The organism is Streptomyces azureus (genome assembly GCF_001270025.1).
Classification (GTDB): domain Bacteria; phylum Actinomycetota; class Actinomycetes; order Streptomycetales; family Streptomycetaceae; genus Streptomyces; species Streptomyces azureus.
In genome coordinates this window covers 16,256-32,424 of sequence record NZ_DF968238.1, presented here as the reverse complement: position 1 = coordinate 32,424, position 16,169 = coordinate 16,256, and the positions used below count along the sequence as shown (strand labels likewise).

12 protein-coding genes are annotated in these 16,169 nt (G+C 71.4%); 2 read left to right on the top strand and 10 right to left on the bottom strand.

Going from position 1 to position 16,169, the window contains the following annotated elements; genetic code table 11:
• Window positions 1-182: 182 nt before the first annotated feature.
• On the top strand, window positions 183-626 hold the full coding sequence (locus tag AOQ53_RS11115) for a Rieske (2Fe-2S) protein (protein ID WP_059416842.1): 444 nt from the start codon (window positions 183-185) through the stop codon (window positions 624-626).
• Between the two features lie 71 nt (window positions 627-697).
• Here the strand turns inward: AOQ53_RS11115 and AOQ53_RS11110 are convergent, their stop codons facing one another.
• From AOQ53_RS11110 to AOQ53_RS11065, 10 genes are all read right to left on the bottom strand, one after another.
• On the bottom strand, window positions 698-1,717 hold the full coding sequence (locus AOQ53_RS11110; RefSeq protein WP_059416841.1) for an ADP-ribosylglycohydrolase family protein: 1,020 nt from the start codon (window positions 1,715-1,717) through the stop codon (window positions 698-700).
• A 72-nt stretch (window positions 1,718-1,789) separates the two neighbouring features.
• Complete coding sequence (locus tag AOQ53_RS11105; protein ID WP_059416840.1) at window positions 1,790-2,851, bottom strand: pseudouridine synthase; 1,062 nt, start codon at window positions 2,849-2,851, stop codon at window positions 1,790-1,792.
• Entirely contained in the window at window positions 2,851-3,540 is a 690-nt protein-coding gene (gene scpB, locus AOQ53_RS11100; protein WP_059416839.1) for an SMC-Scp complex subunit ScpB, read from the bottom strand. Before scpB ends, AOQ53_RS11105 begins: the two co-directional genes overlap by 1 nt.
• Complete coding sequence (locus tag AOQ53_RS11095) at window positions 3,537-4,586, bottom strand: segregation and condensation protein A (protein WP_059416838.1); 1,050 nt, start codon at window positions 4,584-4,586, stop codon at window positions 3,537-3,539. Before AOQ53_RS11095 ends, scpB begins: the two co-directional genes overlap by 4 nt.
• A gap of 651 nt (window positions 4,587-5,237) precedes the next feature.
• Window positions 5,238-5,819, bottom strand: a complete 582-nt coding sequence (locus AOQ53_RS11090) for a hypothetical protein (RefSeq protein ID WP_078945260.1) — start codon at window positions 5,817-5,819, stop codon at window positions 5,238-5,240.
• A complete protein-coding gene (locus tag AOQ53_RS11085; protein ID WP_063888884.1) occupies window positions 5,804-6,931 on the bottom strand; it encodes a ParA family protein in 1,128 nt (375 codons plus the stop codon). Before AOQ53_RS11085 ends, AOQ53_RS11090 begins: the two co-directional genes overlap by 16 nt.
• A gap of 413 nt (window positions 6,932-7,344) precedes the next feature.
• Window positions 7,345-8,460, bottom strand: coding sequence for an alanine dehydrogenase (gene ald / locus AOQ53_RS11080; protein ID WP_167745708.1), 1,116 nt, complete (start codon window positions 8,458-8,460; stop codon window positions 7,345-7,347).
• Between the two features lie 146 nt (window positions 8,461-8,606).
• Window positions 8,607-10,691, bottom strand: coding sequence for a tetratricopeptide repeat protein (locus AOQ53_RS11075; protein WP_059416834.1), 2,085 nt, complete (start codon window positions 10,689-10,691; stop codon window positions 8,607-8,609).
• A 737-nt stretch (window positions 10,692-11,428) separates the two neighbouring features.
• The gene (locus tag AOQ53_RS11070) at window positions 11,429-12,055 is read right to left on the bottom strand and encodes an NUDIX domain-containing protein (protein ID WP_020275045.1); all 627 of its coding nucleotides are present in this window, start codon (window positions 12,053-12,055) and stop codon (window positions 11,429-11,431) included.
• A gap of 115 nt (window positions 12,056-12,170) precedes the next feature.
• Entirely contained in the window at window positions 12,171-13,829 is a 1,659-nt protein-coding gene (locus AOQ53_RS11065) for a CTP synthase (protein WP_059416833.1), read from the bottom strand.
• A gap of 519 nt (window positions 13,830-14,348) precedes the next feature.
• Between AOQ53_RS11065 and AOQ53_RS11060 the strand changes: the two genes are divergently transcribed.
• Complete coding sequence (locus AOQ53_RS11060) at window positions 14,349-16,151, top strand: glycoside hydrolase family 15 protein (protein WP_059416832.1); 1,803 nt, start codon at window positions 14,349-14,351, stop codon at window positions 16,149-16,151.
• Window positions 16,152-16,169 lie beyond the last annotated feature (18 nt).

The window sequence follows — 16,169 nt, the reverse complement described above, 5'->3', positions numbered from 1 at the left end:
GCTCCTTGCTGACGTGCGTATCGCTGCGTGTCGCTCTGCGTGTCAAGCCTAGTCAGCCCGCGCGGCCGGGGTGCGCGGCGCCCATCCGATGAGACACCGGCATTGCGGCCCCTTGGGTATTTTCGGTGCCAAGATGCAGAGACTTCCGATTTATCCCTCTTTGGCATCTTCGGAGTGACGACATGACCTACGAGACCACACGCCGCGCGGTTCTCCTCGCGACGGGCGCGGCGGGCGCGGTGGCGTTCGTCGCGGCCTGCGGCGGGGGCGGCGACGACAACGGCTCCGCGCCGACGAGCTCACCCACCGGCGAGGAGACGGCCGGTCGGAGGACGGCCGGTCAGGAGCTGGCCTCCACGGACGAGATCCCCGTCGGCGGCGGAAAGATCTTCAAGGACGAAGAAGTCGTGGTGACCCAGCCGGAGCAGGGCCGGTTCAAGGCCTTCTCGGCGATCTGCACCCACCAGCGCTGCACGGTGGCGTCCGTCGCCGACGGCACCATCAACTGCGTCTGTCACGGCAGCAGGTTCCGCATCGCCGACGGCTCGGTGGCCCACGGCCCGGCGACGCGGCCGTTGCCCGCCGAGAAGATCACCGTGGAGGGAAACTCGGTTCGCCTGACGTGAGCGACACCGAATGGCGCTTCGACAAGCCGCCGGCGCACGTCGAGGGCCCGGCCCTCGGTCCGAGTGCCTGGTCAGGCGTCCCAGAGCGCCCCGAGGGTCAGCAGGTCGCTGCGGTACTCGATGCGGTCGGCCCACTCGCCCGGCCAGACCTCGGCGCCCAGGTACGCACCGGCGAAGGCGCCGGCCAGGCAGGCGATGGAGTCCGAGTCGCCGACGGTGCAGGCGGCGCGGCGCAGGGCCGTGAGCGGCTCCTCGGCGAAGAGCAGGAAGCACAGCAGCCCGGTCGCCAGGGCCTCCTCGGCGATCCAGCCCTGGCCGGTGGCCAGGCACGGGTCGTCCTCGGGCGAGACGGTGCCCACGGCGTGCTGGAGCCGGTCGAGGATCGCCAGGCACTCGTCCCAGCCGCGCGCGATGAACTGCTCGGGCGTCGGGTCCTGGGCCCGGCGCCACAGGTCGCCGAGCCAGCGCTCGTGGTAGTGGCCGCGGTTCTCCAACGCGTACGAGCGGAGCAGACCGACCAGCCCGGCCGGCTCGGCGCCCTGCGCGAGCAGCCGTACGGCGTGCGCGGTGAGGTCGGACGCGGCGAGCGCGGTGGGGTGTCCGTGGGTGAGGGCGGACTGCAACTGGGCGGCACCCGCGCGCTGTTCGTCGCTCAGGCCGGGGACCAACCCCAGGGGCGCGACCCGCATGTTGGCGCCACAGCCCTTGGAGTGGATCTGACTGGCGTCCTGCCAGGGATGGTCCGCGTGCTCCAGCAGGGCACAGGCCCGCAGACACGTGTTGCCGGGAGCGCGGTTGTTCTCCGGAGAGCGGTTCCAGGCGATGAACTCCCGCCGTACGGCGGCGGCCATCCCCTCGGGCTCGAGTACGCCCCGGTCCATCGCCGTCCGGATGCCCCGCCCGAGCGCCAGCGTCATCTGGGTGTCGTCGGTGACGAGCGCCGGTGTCGGCAGGTCCAGCCCCCGCCACGGGCCGAACCTGGCGACGATCGTCGGCACGTCGCTGAACTCGGTCCGATACCCCAGCGCGTCCCCCAGGGCGAGGCCGGTCAGTGCTCCGGTGGCGGCTTGCTTGTCGACGAGCGTGGTCATGTCAGAAGTCCTTCCGTCCCCGCGCCCGGAAGGACACGGGGAACTCACGGCATCCGGGCTGTCCGCTCAAGCCTAGAGATCGACTTCCTGCATCAGCATGCCGACCTCCGTGTTGGACAGCCGCCGCAGCCAGCCGGACTTCTGGTCGCCGAGGTTGATCGGGCCGAAGGCGGTGCGCACCAGCTTGTCGACCGGGTAACCGGCCTCCGCGAGCATCCGGCGCACGATGTGCTTGCGGCCCTCGTGCAGGGTGACCTCGACGAGGTAGTTCTTGCCGGTCTGCTGGACGACCCGGAAGTGGTCCGCGCGGGCGTAGCCGTCCTCCAGCTGGATGCCGTCCTTGAGCTGCTTGCCCAAGTCGCGCGGGATCGGGCCGACGATGTGCGCGAGGTAGGTCTTCTTCACGCCGTACCGGGGGTGGGTCAGCCGGTGGGCCAGCTCGCCGTGGTTGGTGAGCAGGATGACACCCTCGGTCTCGGTGTCGAGCCGGCCGACGTGGAAGAGCCGGGTCTCGCGGTTGGTGACGTAGTCACCGAGGCACTGCCGCCCCTCCGGGTCCTCCATGGTGGAGACGACCCCGGCGGGCTTGTTCAGCGCGAAGAACTGGTAGCTCTGCGTGGCGACGGTCAGGCCGTCGACCTTGATCTCGTCCTTCTCCGGGTCGACCCGCCGCCCCTGCTCCAGCACGATCTCGCCGTTGACCTCGACGCGGGCCTCGTCGATCAGCTCCTCGCAGGCGCGCCGGGAGCCGAAGCCCGCGCGGGCGAGCACCTTCTGGATGCGCTCGCCCTCCTGCTCAGCGCCCGGGAAGGTCTTCGGGAGCTTGACGTCCTTCTTCTCGGCGTACCGGTCGCGGTTGCGCTCCTCGATCTTCGCCTCGTACTCACGGGGGCGTGCCGGGGCCGTACGACCGCCCTTCTGGGGCTGCTTGGGCCCGCCCTTGGCTCCGCCGCGCGCGGCGCCGCCGCGCCCGGCCTTGGGGCCGTCCTTGGTCGCTCCGGGGCCCACGTCGTAGCGGCGCTCCTCCGGGCGGGGCTTGCGGGGGCGGCCCTGCCCCTGCTTCTGGTCCCTGTCGTTGCCGGCGCCGCGGTGGTTACCGCGCCCGCCGCTCTTGCCGCTGCCGCTGCTTCGCATCAAAGTTCCGTCTGGTCGTCTTCGTCGTCGGTACCCGGGGTGACCGGGCGGCGACCCGGCACGTCGTCATCAGGCGCGTCCGGGTCGAACGACGGTACGCCTTCCTGGGTCTCGGCCTCGATCGCCTCCGCCTCCGGGAGGAAGGGCGCGAGTTCCGGGAGCTCGTCCAGACCGCGCAGGCCCATCCGCTCCAGAAAGTAGTTCGTCGTCGTGTACAGGATCGCACCTGTTTCGGGTTCCGTGCCCGCCTCCTCGATCAGACCGCGCTGGAGGAGGGTGCGCATGACGCCGTCGCAGTTGACTCCGCGTACGGCGGAGACCCGGCTGCGGCTGACCGGCTGCCGGTAGGCGACGACGGCCAGGGTCTCCAGGGCGGCCTGGGTGAGGCGGGCCTGCTGGCCGTCCAGCACGAAACGCTCGACGGCGGGCGCGTACGCGGCGCGGGTGTAGAAGCGCCAGCCGTTCGCCACGAACCGCAGTTCGAAGCCGCGGCCCTGGACGGTGTACTCGTCGGCCAGCTCGCGCAGCGCGTCCGCGATCTGTCGCTTCGGCCGCTCCAGTATCTTCGCGAGGTGCTCCTCGGTCGCGGGCTCGTCCACGACCATGAGGACGGCCTCCAGGGCGGGCTTGAGATCGAGGCCGGCGACGGCACGCAGCCCGGACGGGACCTCGGTGGCTTGATGGCTCATGCCTTCTTCTCCTCCTTCGGCGGCTCGGGCGGCCGGTCGAACTCGTCGGTGACGGTCGGTGTCTCGTCCCCGTCCCCGCCGGTCCACCGCACGAGCAGTTCACCGAGCGCGGTCTCCTGCTCCAGCGCGACGGCCTTCTCGCGGTACAGCTCCAGCAGCGCCAGGAACCGGGCCACGACGGTCAGTGTGTCGTCGGTGTCCGCCACGAGCTCCCGGAAGCCGGCCTCGCCGAGTTCCCGGAGCCGCGCGACGACGATCCCGGCCTGCTCCTGCACGCTGACCAGCGGGGCGTGGATGTGGTCGACGTACACCTGCGGCTTGGGCTTGGGCTGCATCGCCTTCACGGCGAGCTTGGCGAACCCTTCCGCCCCGATGCTGATGACCACCTCGGGCAGCAGCTCGGCATGGTGGGGTTCGAGCCCGACGGTACGCGGATAGCGCCGGGCCTCGTCGTCGAGCCGCCCGCTGAAGATGTCGGCGATCTGCTTGTACGCGCGGTACTGGAGCAGCCGGGCGAACAGCAGGTCCCGGGCTTCGAGCAGCGCGAGGTCGGCCTCGTCCTCCACCTCGGCGGCGGGCAGCAGCCGTGCCGCCTTCAGATCGAGCAGCGTGGCCGCGACGACGAGGAACTCGGTCGTCTCGTCCAGGTCCCAGTCCGGCCCCATCGCCCGGATGTACGCCATGAACTCGTCGGTCACCTTCGACAGCGCGACCTCGGTGACGTCCAGCTTGTGCCGGGAGATCAGCTGGAGCAGCAGATCGAAGGGCCCCTCGAAGTTGGCGAGCCGGACCTTGAAGACCCCGTCGTCGCCGCCGGCACCTCCGGCCGAGGCGGTGCCCCCCGACTCGCTCCGGCCCTGCGGGGCCAGCGCTCCGGGGACCGCCCCGGCCTCGGCCAGGGGCTGCGGAGGAACAGCCCCGGCTTCCGGCTCCGGAACGGCGACCTCGGCGTCGGCAGCGGCCCCAGGGGCGGAAGCGAGCGCCTCGCGCCGGGACCCGGTCTCGACGGACTCGGCGGCCGGGGCGGCGGTCTTGGCCGCAACCACCGGCCCGGGGGCGGGATGCTCACGCCCCGCCGCCGGATGACCGGCCTCCGGCCCGGGCCCGGACGCGTCGTCCCCCTCTGGGGAAACGCCCTCACGGCCCGCCCCGGGACCAGCAGGCCCGGCCGCACGCTCCGGTCGGGGCCTTACGCCCGCCGCCCGCGGCTCGACAGGGACCTGTCGCTGACCACCGCCGGGCAGCTCCTCGACAACGACCGCATGCCCGCTGGCTGCCCCGGCAACCCCGGTCTCCCCGGGCCCGACCACGTCCGTCGGCTCAACCGGCGGAGCCACCCGCTCGACAGGGACCTGTCGCTCCACACCGCCGGGCGGCTCCTCGACAACGACCGCATGCCCGCCGACCGCCGCCTCCGCGGACCTGACGCCCGCCCCGGCAGCCCCGGTCTCCTCGGAACAGCCGCCCGACCCGGCAACCTCGGTCTCCCTGGAGGTCACGTCAGACCCAGCAGTCTCGGGCGCGCCCGGCTCGGCGGTATCCGCAGGCGGCTCACCGGGCTCGACCACGTCCGTCGGCTCAACCGGCGGAGCCACCCGCGGAGCCCCCGGCCCACGCCCCAACGCGCGCCGGCGGCCGGACGGGCCGCCGACGGGCGGTGGGGAAGCGTTCGAGGTCATGGCCCCCGCAGGCTACCGCTACCGCCCGCGCAGCCGTCGTACGAGGATGCTGGCGTCCCCGCGGGTCTCCAGGTCGGCGAGGACCACGGCGACCGCCTCGCGGACGATACGGCCGCGGTCGACGGCCAGGCCGTGCTCGCCGCGGAGCACGAGGCGGGCGTGCTCCAGGTCCATGAGCTCCTCGGCCGACACGTACACCGTGATCTTCTCGTCGTGCCGCTCACGGCCGCTGGGACGGCGTGCGGCGGCCCGCCCGCGCTTGCGCGGTGCCGCCGCGGCGGCACCGGCCGCGCCCGCGGCAGAACCTTCCTGCGCCGCCTGCCGCCGGGCGGAGCCGGAGCGGCTGCGGGACTCCCCGGCCTCGGCCGACTCCGAGTCCGCCGCGACATGCTCCGCGCCCTCGCCGTCACCGCCCTGCGCGGGCACCGACTGCGGCACGTCCTCCGTGCCGCCTGCCGCCGCCGCGTCTCCCTCCCCCGCCGGAGCGGGCACCCGGGCTTCGCCGTTGGCCTGGCGCCTGGGTGTGGACGACTGAAGCGCCATCCCCCCTGTCGTACGGAAGAGTTCGTCGGCCCCCGGCAGACTCACTCGGCGTGACACCGGGCGAGCACCTCCCTGGCGAGCTGGCGGTAGGCGGCGGCACCGACGGAGTTGGAGGCGTACGTGGTGATCGGCTCACCGGCGACCGTGGTCTCCGGGAAACGGACCGTGCGCCCGATGACCGTGTGGTAGACGTGGTCGTCGAACGCCTCGACGACACGCGCGAGCACCTCACGGCTGTGCACCGTGCGCGAGTCGTACATCGTGGCGAGGATCCCGTCGAGCTCCAGGTCGGGGTTGAGCCGCTCCTGGACCTTCTCGATGGTCTCGGTCAGCAGGGCCACACCGCGCAGCGCGAAGAACTCGCACTCCAGCGGCACGATCACCTTGTGCGCGGCCGTCAGCGCGTTGACCGTGAGCAGGCCGAGCGAGGGCTGGCAGTCGATGACGATGAAGTCGTAGTCGTCCAGCAGCGGCTTCAGGGCGCGTTGCAGGGTCGACTCGCGGGCGACCTCGGAGACCAGCTGGACCTCGGCCGCCGACAGGTCGATGTTGCTGGGCAGCAGGTCCATGTTGGGGACCGCCGTCTTCAGCAGCACCTCGTCGGCCGCCATCCCCCGCTCCATGAGCAGGTTGTAGACGGTGAGGTCGAGTTCCATCGGGTTGACGCCGAGTCCGACCGACAGCGCGCCCTGCGGGTCGAAGTCCACGAGCAGGACACGGCGTCCGTACTCCGCGAGCGCGGCACCCAGGTTGATGGTCGACGTGGTCTTGCCTACGCCGCCCTTCTGGTTGCACATCGCGATGATCTTCGCGGGTCCGTGGTCGGTCAGCGGGCCCGGGATCGGGAAGTACGGCAGCGGGCGTCCGGTCGGGCCGATGCGCTCCCGGCGCTGTCTGGCCGCGTCGGGCGCGAGAGTGGCCGCGTACTCGGGGTCGGGCTCGTACTCCGCGTCGGGGTCGTAGAAGTGCCCCTCGGGCAGTTCGTCGTAGTCGGCGAAGTGGTTGTGGGGCGCGCCACTTCCGTCGCCGGCCATGGCGTTCACGTGATGGCCATCCATCTTCTGGTGTGCTGTGTGAGTCGCCTGCTGACTCTGGTGGGCTGCGAAGGTGCGCACGGCGACGGAGCCGACAGCCGCGAACCCCGCGGGCTCCTGGTCCCGTGCAGGCATTCCTGGTTGACCACCCCCGGGAGTAAATGTCGACTCATTCACAAGTCGTCTTACCTCCTTGGTGACCAGGAAACTTCTAGACAGGTCAGCGTGGCACCATGCCGACGGTTGGCGACTCTATGGCGTGTCGGGCGTCCGCAGCAACACAATCCGCCGGACCCGGCCCGATGTGTCGGCAATGAAACATCCCGCTGTCAAGGGCGTACGGCCGTCGCACGGCAGGTTTCACCGGTGTGCGAATCGGTTGAAGGGTTACGTTCGAGGCGAGTTGCCCGAGAATCGCGAAGTGACCATACACACATCCGGCCGGACCTTGTCGGGCAAGGTCCGGCCGGGTGCGCGGCATTGACGACCTGTGTTGACGTATCGCCTTTGCCTGTTGGTGACTTAGCCGACTTACCGGCGTCGCGGGCTCAGCCGAGCAGCGAGGACAGCTCCACGTGCTCCACGTCGTGCGCCTCGGCGACCTCCCTGTAAACGACCTTGCCGTCATGGGTGTTGAGACCCTTGGCCAGCGCCGGGTCGCGGCGCAGCGCGTCCGCCCAGCCGTGGTCGGCGAGTTCCACGATGTAGGGCAGCGTGGCGTTGGTCAGCGCGTAGGTGGAGGTGTTCGGCACCGCGCCGGGCATGTTGGCGACGCAGTAGAAGACCGAGTTGTGGACCTGGAAGGTCGGCTCGGCGTGGGTGGTCGGACGGGAGTCCTCGAAGCAGCCGCCCTGGTCGATCGCGATGTCGACAAGGACACTTCCGGGCTTCATCCGCGAGACGAGCTCGTTGGTGACCAGCTTCGGGGCCTTGGCGCCGGGGACCAGGACGGCGCCGATGACGAGGTCGGCCTCCAGGCAGGCCTTCTCCAGCTCCAGGGCGTTGGAGACGACGGTCTGGATCTTCGTGCCGAAGATCTTGTCCGCCTCGCGGAGCTTGTTGACGTCCTTGTCGAGCAGGGTCACGTGGAAGCCCAGGCCGATGGCGATCTGCGCCGCCTGCCAGCCGGATACGCCGCCACCGATGACGACGGCCCGCCCGGCCGGCACGCCGGGGACGCCGCCGGGCAGCACGCCGCGGCCGCCGTTGGCGCGCATCAGGTGGTAGGCGCCGACCTGCGGGGCCAGCCGGCCCGCGACCTCGGACATCGGGGCGAGCAGCGGCAGCGCGCGGCTGGGCAGCTCGACCGTCTCGTAGGCGATCGCCGTGGTGCCGGACTCCAGCAGGGCGTCCGTGCACTCCTTGGAGGCGGCCAGGTGCAGGTAGGTGAAGAGCGTCTGGTCCTTGCGGAGACGGTGGTACTCCTCGGCGATGGGCTCCTTGACCTTCAGCAGCAGGTCGGCGGCGGCCCACACCTCGTCGGCGGTCTCCAGGATCCGCGCACCGGCGGCCACGTACTCCTCGTCCGTGATCGAGGAGCCGACGCCGGCGCCGCGCTCGACGACGACCTGGTGGCCATGACGCACCAGCTCGTGCACGCCGGCGGGGGTGATGGCCACCCGGAACTCGTTGTTCTTGACCTCGCGGGGGATGCCGACCTTCACGTCGATCACGGTCCTTGGCTCAGAGGGTATGGGGGGCATTGTTAGACATACCCGGGCACGCACGGGCACACCGGGAGAGACCGCAGGAGAACGTGCGGCAGAGCCAGTCTAATGAAGGTGTTCCCGCTGTCTAGCCTTTCATTGCATCAATCTTCAGCGGATGCGCTACGGATTTCGCAGGCGTCAGGTTCCGGTTTCAGGTGTGAGTCGCCGCTGGAGGCCGCTACGGGCTCCTCCTGTTCCTCCTGGTCCTCCCCGAGGATCCGCTCGGCGGCGCCCCGGTGCAGCCGGGCCGACGCGGGGTCCCCGAGGTGCTCGAGGGTGTCGGCGACCCGCAGATGCAGCGCGGCCTGCAACCGCGGGTCCTCGGCCCGCCGCGCCCACTCCACGGCCTCCCGGCAGGTGCGCAGCGACTCTTCGGACCGGCCCGCGTACTCCTGGACCCGCGCCAGCTCGCTCAGAGCACGCGCCTGGGCGGCCACGTCGCCGTTCTTGCGATGCCCGGCGATCGCCGCGCGCCAGTTCCGCAGGGCCTCGCCGTAGCGGCCCGCGTAGGTGTGGGCGGCGGCGATCCGCCCGTACAGCCGGGCGGCGTCGGCGCGCTCGTCCCGGGCGAGCCGCTCGACCAGGGCCCGGCCGAACCAGTCGGCGGCCCGGTCGAAGTCTCCGAGCTCCAGATGCGCACCGCCTACGGATTCCATCGCGCGGCCGGTCGCATAGGGATCGTTCACCTCGCGTCCGGCATCCAGCGCGGCCCGGTAGCGGGCCAGCGCGTCGGCCGTGCGGCCGGCCCGGGCGTCGAGGTCGCCGAGGTTGAGCAGGGCGGCGGCCCGCTCGCGGGGCAGGTTCCGGCGCTCGGCCACGTCGAGGACCAGGCTGTGGATGCCGTACAGGTCGGGCGCCGCCGCCTGGGTGCCGACATGCGCCACCATGGCCCGCACCAGCTGGGACATCAGCCGCCGGGCCAGGGTGTCCAGCTGCCCGTCGGCGACCGCGAGCCGGGCCGAGGCCAGCAGGGCGGGCCGGGTCACGCGAAGCCAGTCGGCAGCCGCCCGGGGCGTGGGAAAGCGCAGGGCAAGCGGCAGGTCGAGGAGCTTCTGGCGGGCCTGGGGACTGTCGGTCTCGGTGATCGCACGGCAGGCCTGGAGCAGTCGTACGGTCCGCTCCAGCATGCGGGCGCGGGCCAGCTGGAGCTCGGCCGGGCGCTCGTGGCGCTCGGCGAGGACGCGGAGCTCGGCATGCAGACAACCCGGCACCTCGTACTGCGGCAGCGGCGAGTCCACCGCGTGCAGGAAGCCGAGGGCGACGAATTCGTCCAGGGTGGTGCGGGCGCCGGCGACCGAGCAGCCGGCGAGCGCGGAGGCGGTCTGCGGGTCGACGAGTCCGGCCGGGGCGAGGGCGAGCAGACGCAGCATGCGGGCGGCGGTGGCGGGCAGGGCGGCGTAGGCGAGCCGGAAGACCCGGTTCAGCGCGTTCCCCTCGGCGTCTTCGGCACGCAGTTGCTTGGCGAGGTCGGAGACGGCCGCCTGGGGACGGGCGGCGAGCCAGCCACCCGCCAGCATCAGCGCGGCGGGCTGACCCTGGCACTCCTCGGCGAGGCCCTCGGCGGCCCGGGGGTCGACGGTGACACGGACCGAGCCGGTGTGCCGGGACAGCAGTTCCACCCCGGACTTGGCGTCCAGGCCGCCCAGGGTGCACGGGCGGACGTCCGAGATGCCGGTCAGCGGCCCCTCGGAGACCGCGACGACCAGGCAGTCCGGGGTGTCGGGCAGCAGGGCGTCGACCTGCTCGGCGTCGGCCGCGTCGTCCAGCAGGAGCAGCGCGCGGCGGTCGACCAGGGCGGTGCGCAGGGCATCGGTGAGGTCGTCTTCACAGGCGCCGGCCGGGGCCTCCTCGTCCAGGGCGGCCAGCAGGTCCCGGGCGGTGCGCTCGACCGGTACGGGGGTGCCGTCGGGGTCGCTCAGCCGGGCGCGCAGCACCCCGTCCGGGTAACGGTCCGCGACCTGCCGTGCGAGCTCCTCGGCGAGTGCGGTGCGCCCCGAGCCGGGCCGGCCGGCGATGAGCAGCACGCGCGCGTGTGGGGGCTTGCGGCCGGCGAGGGTGTCGAGCCCGGCGCGCTCGATGTCGGCGCGCAGTTCCTTCAACTCGCGTGTGCGGCCCAGGAATCGGCTCTCCCCGGAAGCGTGTCCGGTCAGCCGCACGTCGCCTGTCTCCACGACCTGATCCGTCACGGGCCACACTCCCGTCCCACACACGCACAAGCCCACCGGGACTCCGGTCCGGGCGTGAACAGAGCCTAGTTCACGCTCTGCAACGCCCCGGCCGAAGCACGACGGGCACGGCGGGCACATCCCCCGATCGGATCAGCCGATCTTCACACCACTGCCGGAGTTGCTCGCAGCAACCGTCGGCGGGCCCTCGGGCCGCTGGGGGAACCGGGCCTGCGCGCTAGCGAGGCGGTCAGCTTGGGGCGGGCGAGCGCAGCGAGGCCCCGTCGCACCGGGCGGCGCAACGCCCCCGCCCGCCGCAGGCGCCAGAGGCGGCGAGTCACGCGGGCAGCGTGTCCGGCGGCCGGGTCCACCGCCCGGTCAGGACCAGCCATCCGGCCATGGACCACCGTCCGGTCCCGGACCACCCCTGATCCTGGATCACCGCCGGCCCAGGAGCACCGTCGGGCCAAGCACCACCACCGGACCCCTCACCACCGCCGGCCCTGGACCATCGTCAGACCCTGGACCACCGTCAGGCCAAGGAGCACCACCGGGCCAAAGACCACCGTGAGGCCGAGAACCACCACTGGCCAAGGCCCCCCGGCCAAGAAGCACCACGGGCCAAAGACCACCGTGAGGCCAAGGACCACCACTGGCCAAGGCCCCCCGGCCAAGGCCCCCGGCCAAGGTTGACCGCCGGGCCCTGGACCACCGTCAGGCCAAGGGCCGCCGCCCGGATCCGGCCCGCCCCAGAGGGTTCACGCCTCGAACGGACGCGCCGGCCACGGCGCCTGGGCCGGGCGCAGTGCGTCCAGGCCGTCGCCGGCGCGCGCGGCGACCAGGGAGAGGACGCCCACGACGAGGCAGTTGTTGTGCAGTTCCCCGGCCAGCACGCCCCGGACGAGGTCCTCGACGGGCACCCGGTCGAGCTCCATGTCGGCCTCTTCCTCCTCGACCGCGAAGCGCTCGCCCTCGGCCTCGGACAGACCGCGGGCGAGGAAGATCCGGACGGCCTCGTCGCAGCCGCCGGGGGTCGTGTAGACGTCGGTCAGCACCCGCCAGTCCTCGGCCTTGACGTGCGCCTCCTCGTACAGCTCGCGCTGCGCGGCGTGCAGCGGGTTCTCGCCGGGGACGTCGAGCAGACCGGCCGGGATCTCCCACAGCTTGTGGCGCACGGGGTGGCGGTACTGGCGCAGGACCAGGACGCGGTCTGCCTCGTCGAGGGCGAGGACGGCCACGGAACCGGGGTGGACCTGGTAGTCGCGGCCGACCACGGTGCCGTCGGGCATGACCACGTCGTCGGTGCGGACGGAGGTCTTGTTCCCCACGAAGGGGGTGTCCGTCGCCCGGATCTCCCATTCCTCCGGGGTGTCCTTGATCGTCATGCCTGTCCTCCCACGTGCCCGGCGCGACTCCGCGTGCCGGGCCCGACGTGCCGAAAAGAAACCGGGGTGCACACCCTTTGAAGGGATGCACCCCGGCCACCGTACAACTGGTGTGTTACTTCGAAGTCTTCCGCTCGACCGCGGCCTTGACGAGCCCGGCGAACAGCGGGTGCGGGCGCGTCGGGCGCGAGCGCAGCTCCGGGTGTGCCTGGGTGGCGACCAGGTACGGGTGGACCTCGCGCGGGTACTCGACGTACTCGACGAGCTTGCCGTCCGGGGACGTGCCGGAGAACAGGATGCCCGCCCGCTTCTCCAGCTCGGCGCGGTAGGCGTTGTTCACCTCGTAGCGGTGCCGGTGGCGCTCCTCGACGTACTCCTTGCCGTCGTACACCTCGCGCACGATCGAGCCCTCGGCCAGCTTCGCCGGGTACATGCCGAGCCGCATGGTGCCGCCCATGTCGCCCTCACCGGCGACGATGTCCAGCTGCTCGGCCATCGTGGAGATGACCGGGTGCGCCGTGGCCGGGTCGAACTCGGTGGAGTTGGCGTCGCCGATGTCGGCCAGGCTCCGCGCGGCCTCGATCACGATGCACTGGAGGCCGAGGCAGAGGCCGAGCAGCGGGATCTTGTTCTCGCGGGCGTACTTGATCGCACCGACCTTGCCGAGCACACCACGGTCCCCGAAGCCGCCTGGGATGCAGATGCCGTCGACGTCGCCGAGCTGCTGGGCCGCCCCCGCCGGGGTCTTGCAGTCGTCGGAGGTGACCCACTTGATCTTGACGCGGGCGCGGTTGGCGAAGCCGCCGGCGCGCAGCGCCTCGGTGACCGACAGGTAGGCGTCGGGCAGGTCGATGTACTTGCCGACCAGCGCGAGGGTGATCTCGTGGTCGGGGTTGTGGACGCGGTCGAGCAGGTCGTCCCAGGTCGTCCAGTCCACGTCACGGAACGGCAGGTCCAGCTTGCGGACCACGTAGGCGTCCAGGCCCTCGCCGTGCACGGTCTTCGGGATGTCGTAGATCGAGCGGGCGTCGGGGCAGGCGACGACGGCGGCCTCGTCGACGTCGCACATCAGCGAGATCTTCCGCTTGATCGCGGTCGGGACCTCGCGGTCGCAGCGCAGCACGATCGCGTCCGGCTGGATACCGATGTTGCGCAGGGCCGCAACCGAGTGCTGGGTGGGCTTCGTCTTCAGCTCACCCGAGGGGCCGATGTACGGCAGGAGCGAGATGTGGACGACGAAGACGTTGTCACGGCCGACCTCGTGCCGGACCTGGCGGACGGTCTCCAGGAACGGCAGCGACTCGATGTCGCCGACCGTGCCGCCGACCTCCGTGATCACGACGTCGACCTCGTCCGTCGCCATGCGGCGGATACGGTGCTTGATCTCGTTCGTGATGTGCGGGATGACCTGCACGGTGTCGCCCAGGTACTCGCCGCGCCGCTCCTTGGCGATCACGGTGGAGTACACCTGGCCGGTGGTGACGTTCGCGGAACCGTCCAGGTCGCGGTCGAGGAAGCGCTCGTAGTGGCCGATGTCCAGGTCGGTCTCGGCGCCGTCGTTGGTGACGAACACCTCACCGTGCTGGAAGGGGTTCATCGTGCCCGGGTCGACGTTGAGGTACGGGTCGAGCTTCTGCATCACGACGCGCAGACCGCGGGCCTTGAGCAGCATGCCGAGGCTGGAGGCCGTCAGGCCCTTGCCGAGCGAGGAGGCGACACCCCCGGTGACGAAGATGTGCTTGGTCGTCGAATTACGAAATGCGGCGGGCGGCATGGCCAAGACGGGGCTCCCGTGGTCGCGGTCTGGGGGGTGCGGTGCGGCTGCCTGCCGGAGGTTTCCGGGGGGTTGCCGTCGCTGCGGTTCGGGGGTTTGCTGCCCACCGGTCCACGGGCTACCAGCGTATCAGCGCCGCGGGGCGATGGCTTCCGGCCACGCTCCGCGCACGCGCCGACACGGAGACGGCCGCCCTCACCGGTCTCTCACCCGTTGCTCACTCGTTCGGCGTACTCGCCTTGCCTGGACGGGCACCCGGAACATCGGCGTGCGTCGTATCCTGCTCGGACACTCACTGCCGAGCCCGCCGGCCCAACGGCACCACCCACCGCCCGTAAGCACCGGAACAACGTGAGCTCGTCAGTTCGTTGAGCAACAATTGGCGCTTTGCATCACGGCTGAGTGACCTGTTTTGCTTCACCGCTCAACGACGCATTGCAAGACTTGCTGAAAATCCCCTTGACCGCACTAGCGACAGCCCCCTTGCGGGGTGACGTGGCCGTTCGACTGGAGTTGCACGTGGCCGGGCGCATCGAAGACTACGCACTCATCGGAGACATGCAGACCGCTGCCCTGGTCTGCCGGGACGGCACGGTGGACTGGCTGTGCCTGCCCCGCTTCGACTCGCATGCCATCTTCGCCGGCCTGCTGGGCAACGAGGAGCACGGCTTCTGGCGGCTCGGGCCCGCGTACGCCTCCGACCAGCAGCCGCCCACCGCGGCCCGGCGCAGCTACCGCGGTGACTCGCTGATCCTGGAGTCCGAGTGGGACACCCAGCGGGGCACGGTCCGGGTGACCGATTTCATGCCGCCGCGTGACGGCGCCCCGCAGCTGATCCGGATCGTCGAGGGCGTCTCGGGCCGCGTGCCGATGCGCTCGGCGCTGCGGATGCGGTTCTCCTACGGGCGGGTGGTGCCGTGGGTGCACAAGCACGAGGGGCGCACGGTGGCCGTGGCGGGCCCCGACTCCGTGTGGTTCGACACATCCGCCGAGACGTACGGCAAGTCGCTCACGACGTACGCGGATTTCACGGTCGCGCCGGGTGACCGGATCGCGTTCACGATCTCCTGGCAGCCCTCGCACAAGGAGCCGCCGCCGCTGCCCGAGCCGGAGCAGTCGCTGGAGGCGACGGAGGACTTCTGGCGCGAGTGGGTCGACCACTGCACGTATCACGGCCCCTACCGGGAGGCCGTCGTCCGCTCGCTGATCACGCTGAAGGCCCTGACGTACGCCCCGACCGGCGGCATCGTCGCCGCGCCGACCACCTCCCTGCCGGAGGACATCGGCGGCGTCCGCAACTGGGACTACCGCTACACGTGGCTGCGCGACGCGGCGATCACGCTGTCCTCACTGCTGCGCACCGGCTACCGCGAGGAGGCCCGCGCCTGGCGCGAGTGGCTGCTGCGGGCCGTGGCGGGCGACCCGGAGAACCTGCAGATCATGTACGGCATCGCCGGCGAGCGCGAGCTCGGCGAGGCGGAGCTGGACTGGCTGCCGGGCTACGAGAACTCCGGCCCCGTCCGGGTCGGCAACGGCGCCGCCCACCAGCTCCAGCTGGACGTCTACGGCGAGGTCACCGAGGCCCTGCACCTGGCCCACATGACGGGCCTCGCGCGCAACGACTACGCCTCGCTGCTCCAGCTGAAGCTGATCCGCTACCTGGAGGACCACTGGCAGGACCCGGACGAGGGCATCTGGGAGGTGCGCGGACCGCGGCGCCACTTCGTGCACTCCAAGGTGATGGCCTGGGTCGCCGTCGACCGCACGATCAAGCTGATCGAGTCCGGCGACGCCGACGGCCCGCTGGAGCGCTGGAAGGAGCTCCGCGACGACATCCACCGGGACGTGTGCGAGAAGGGCTACGACAAGGAGCGCAACACGTTCACGCAGTCGTACGGCTCGAAGGAGCTGGACGCGTCGCTGCTGCTGATCCCGCAGATGGGCTTCCTGCCGCCGGACGACAAGCGCGTCATCGGCACCATCGAGGCGATCCAGCGGGAGCTGTCCACGCCGGACGGCTTCATCCTGCGCTACCCGACGCAGGGCGACAACGAGGGCGTCGACGGCCTGCCCGGCGACGAGGGCGCGTTCCTCGCCTGCTCGTTCTGGATGGCCGACGACCTGGCGATGATCGGCCGCGTGGACGAAGCCCGCAAGCTGTTCGAGAAGCTGCTGTCGCTCCGCAACGACCTCGGCCTGCTGGCGGAGGAGTGGGACCCGCACCTCCAGCGCCAGGTGGGCAACTTCCCCCAGGCGTTCAGCCACGTGCCGCTCATCGACACGGCGCTGCGTCTGACGGCTTCGGGAGCGTACGGGGGCTGAGCGGGGCGGCGCTCGGGG

Excerpts from the sequence above, each read along its gene's own strand:
- AOQ53_RS11105 (WP_059416840.1), bottom strand. The coding sequence starts at position 2,851 with ATGCGAAGCAGCGGCAGCGGCAAGAGCGGCGGGCGCGGTAACCACCGC.
- AOQ53_RS11115 (WP_059416842.1), top strand. The coding sequence starts at position 183 with ATGACCTACGAGACCACACGCCGCGCGGTTCTCCTCGCGACGGGCGCG.
- AOQ53_RS11110 (WP_059416841.1), bottom strand. The coding sequence starts at position 1,717 with ATGACCACGCTCGTCGACAAGCAAGCCGCCACCGGAGCACTGACCGGC.
- AOQ53_RS11070 (WP_020275045.1), bottom strand. The coding sequence starts at position 12,055 with ATGACGATCAAGGACACCCCGGAGGAATGGGAGATCCGGGCGACGGAC.
- AOQ53_RS11065 (WP_059416833.1), bottom strand. The coding sequence starts at position 13,829 with ATGCCGCCCGCCGCATTTCGTAATTCGACGACCAAGCACATCTTCGTC.
- AOQ53_RS11085 (WP_063888884.1), bottom strand. The coding sequence starts at position 6,931 with ATGCCTGCACGGGACCAGGAGCCCGCGGGGTTCGCGGCTGTCGGCTCC.
- scpB (WP_059416839.1), bottom strand. The coding sequence starts at position 3,540 with ATGAGCCATCAAGCCACCGAGGTCCCGTCCGGGCTGCGTGCCGTCGCC.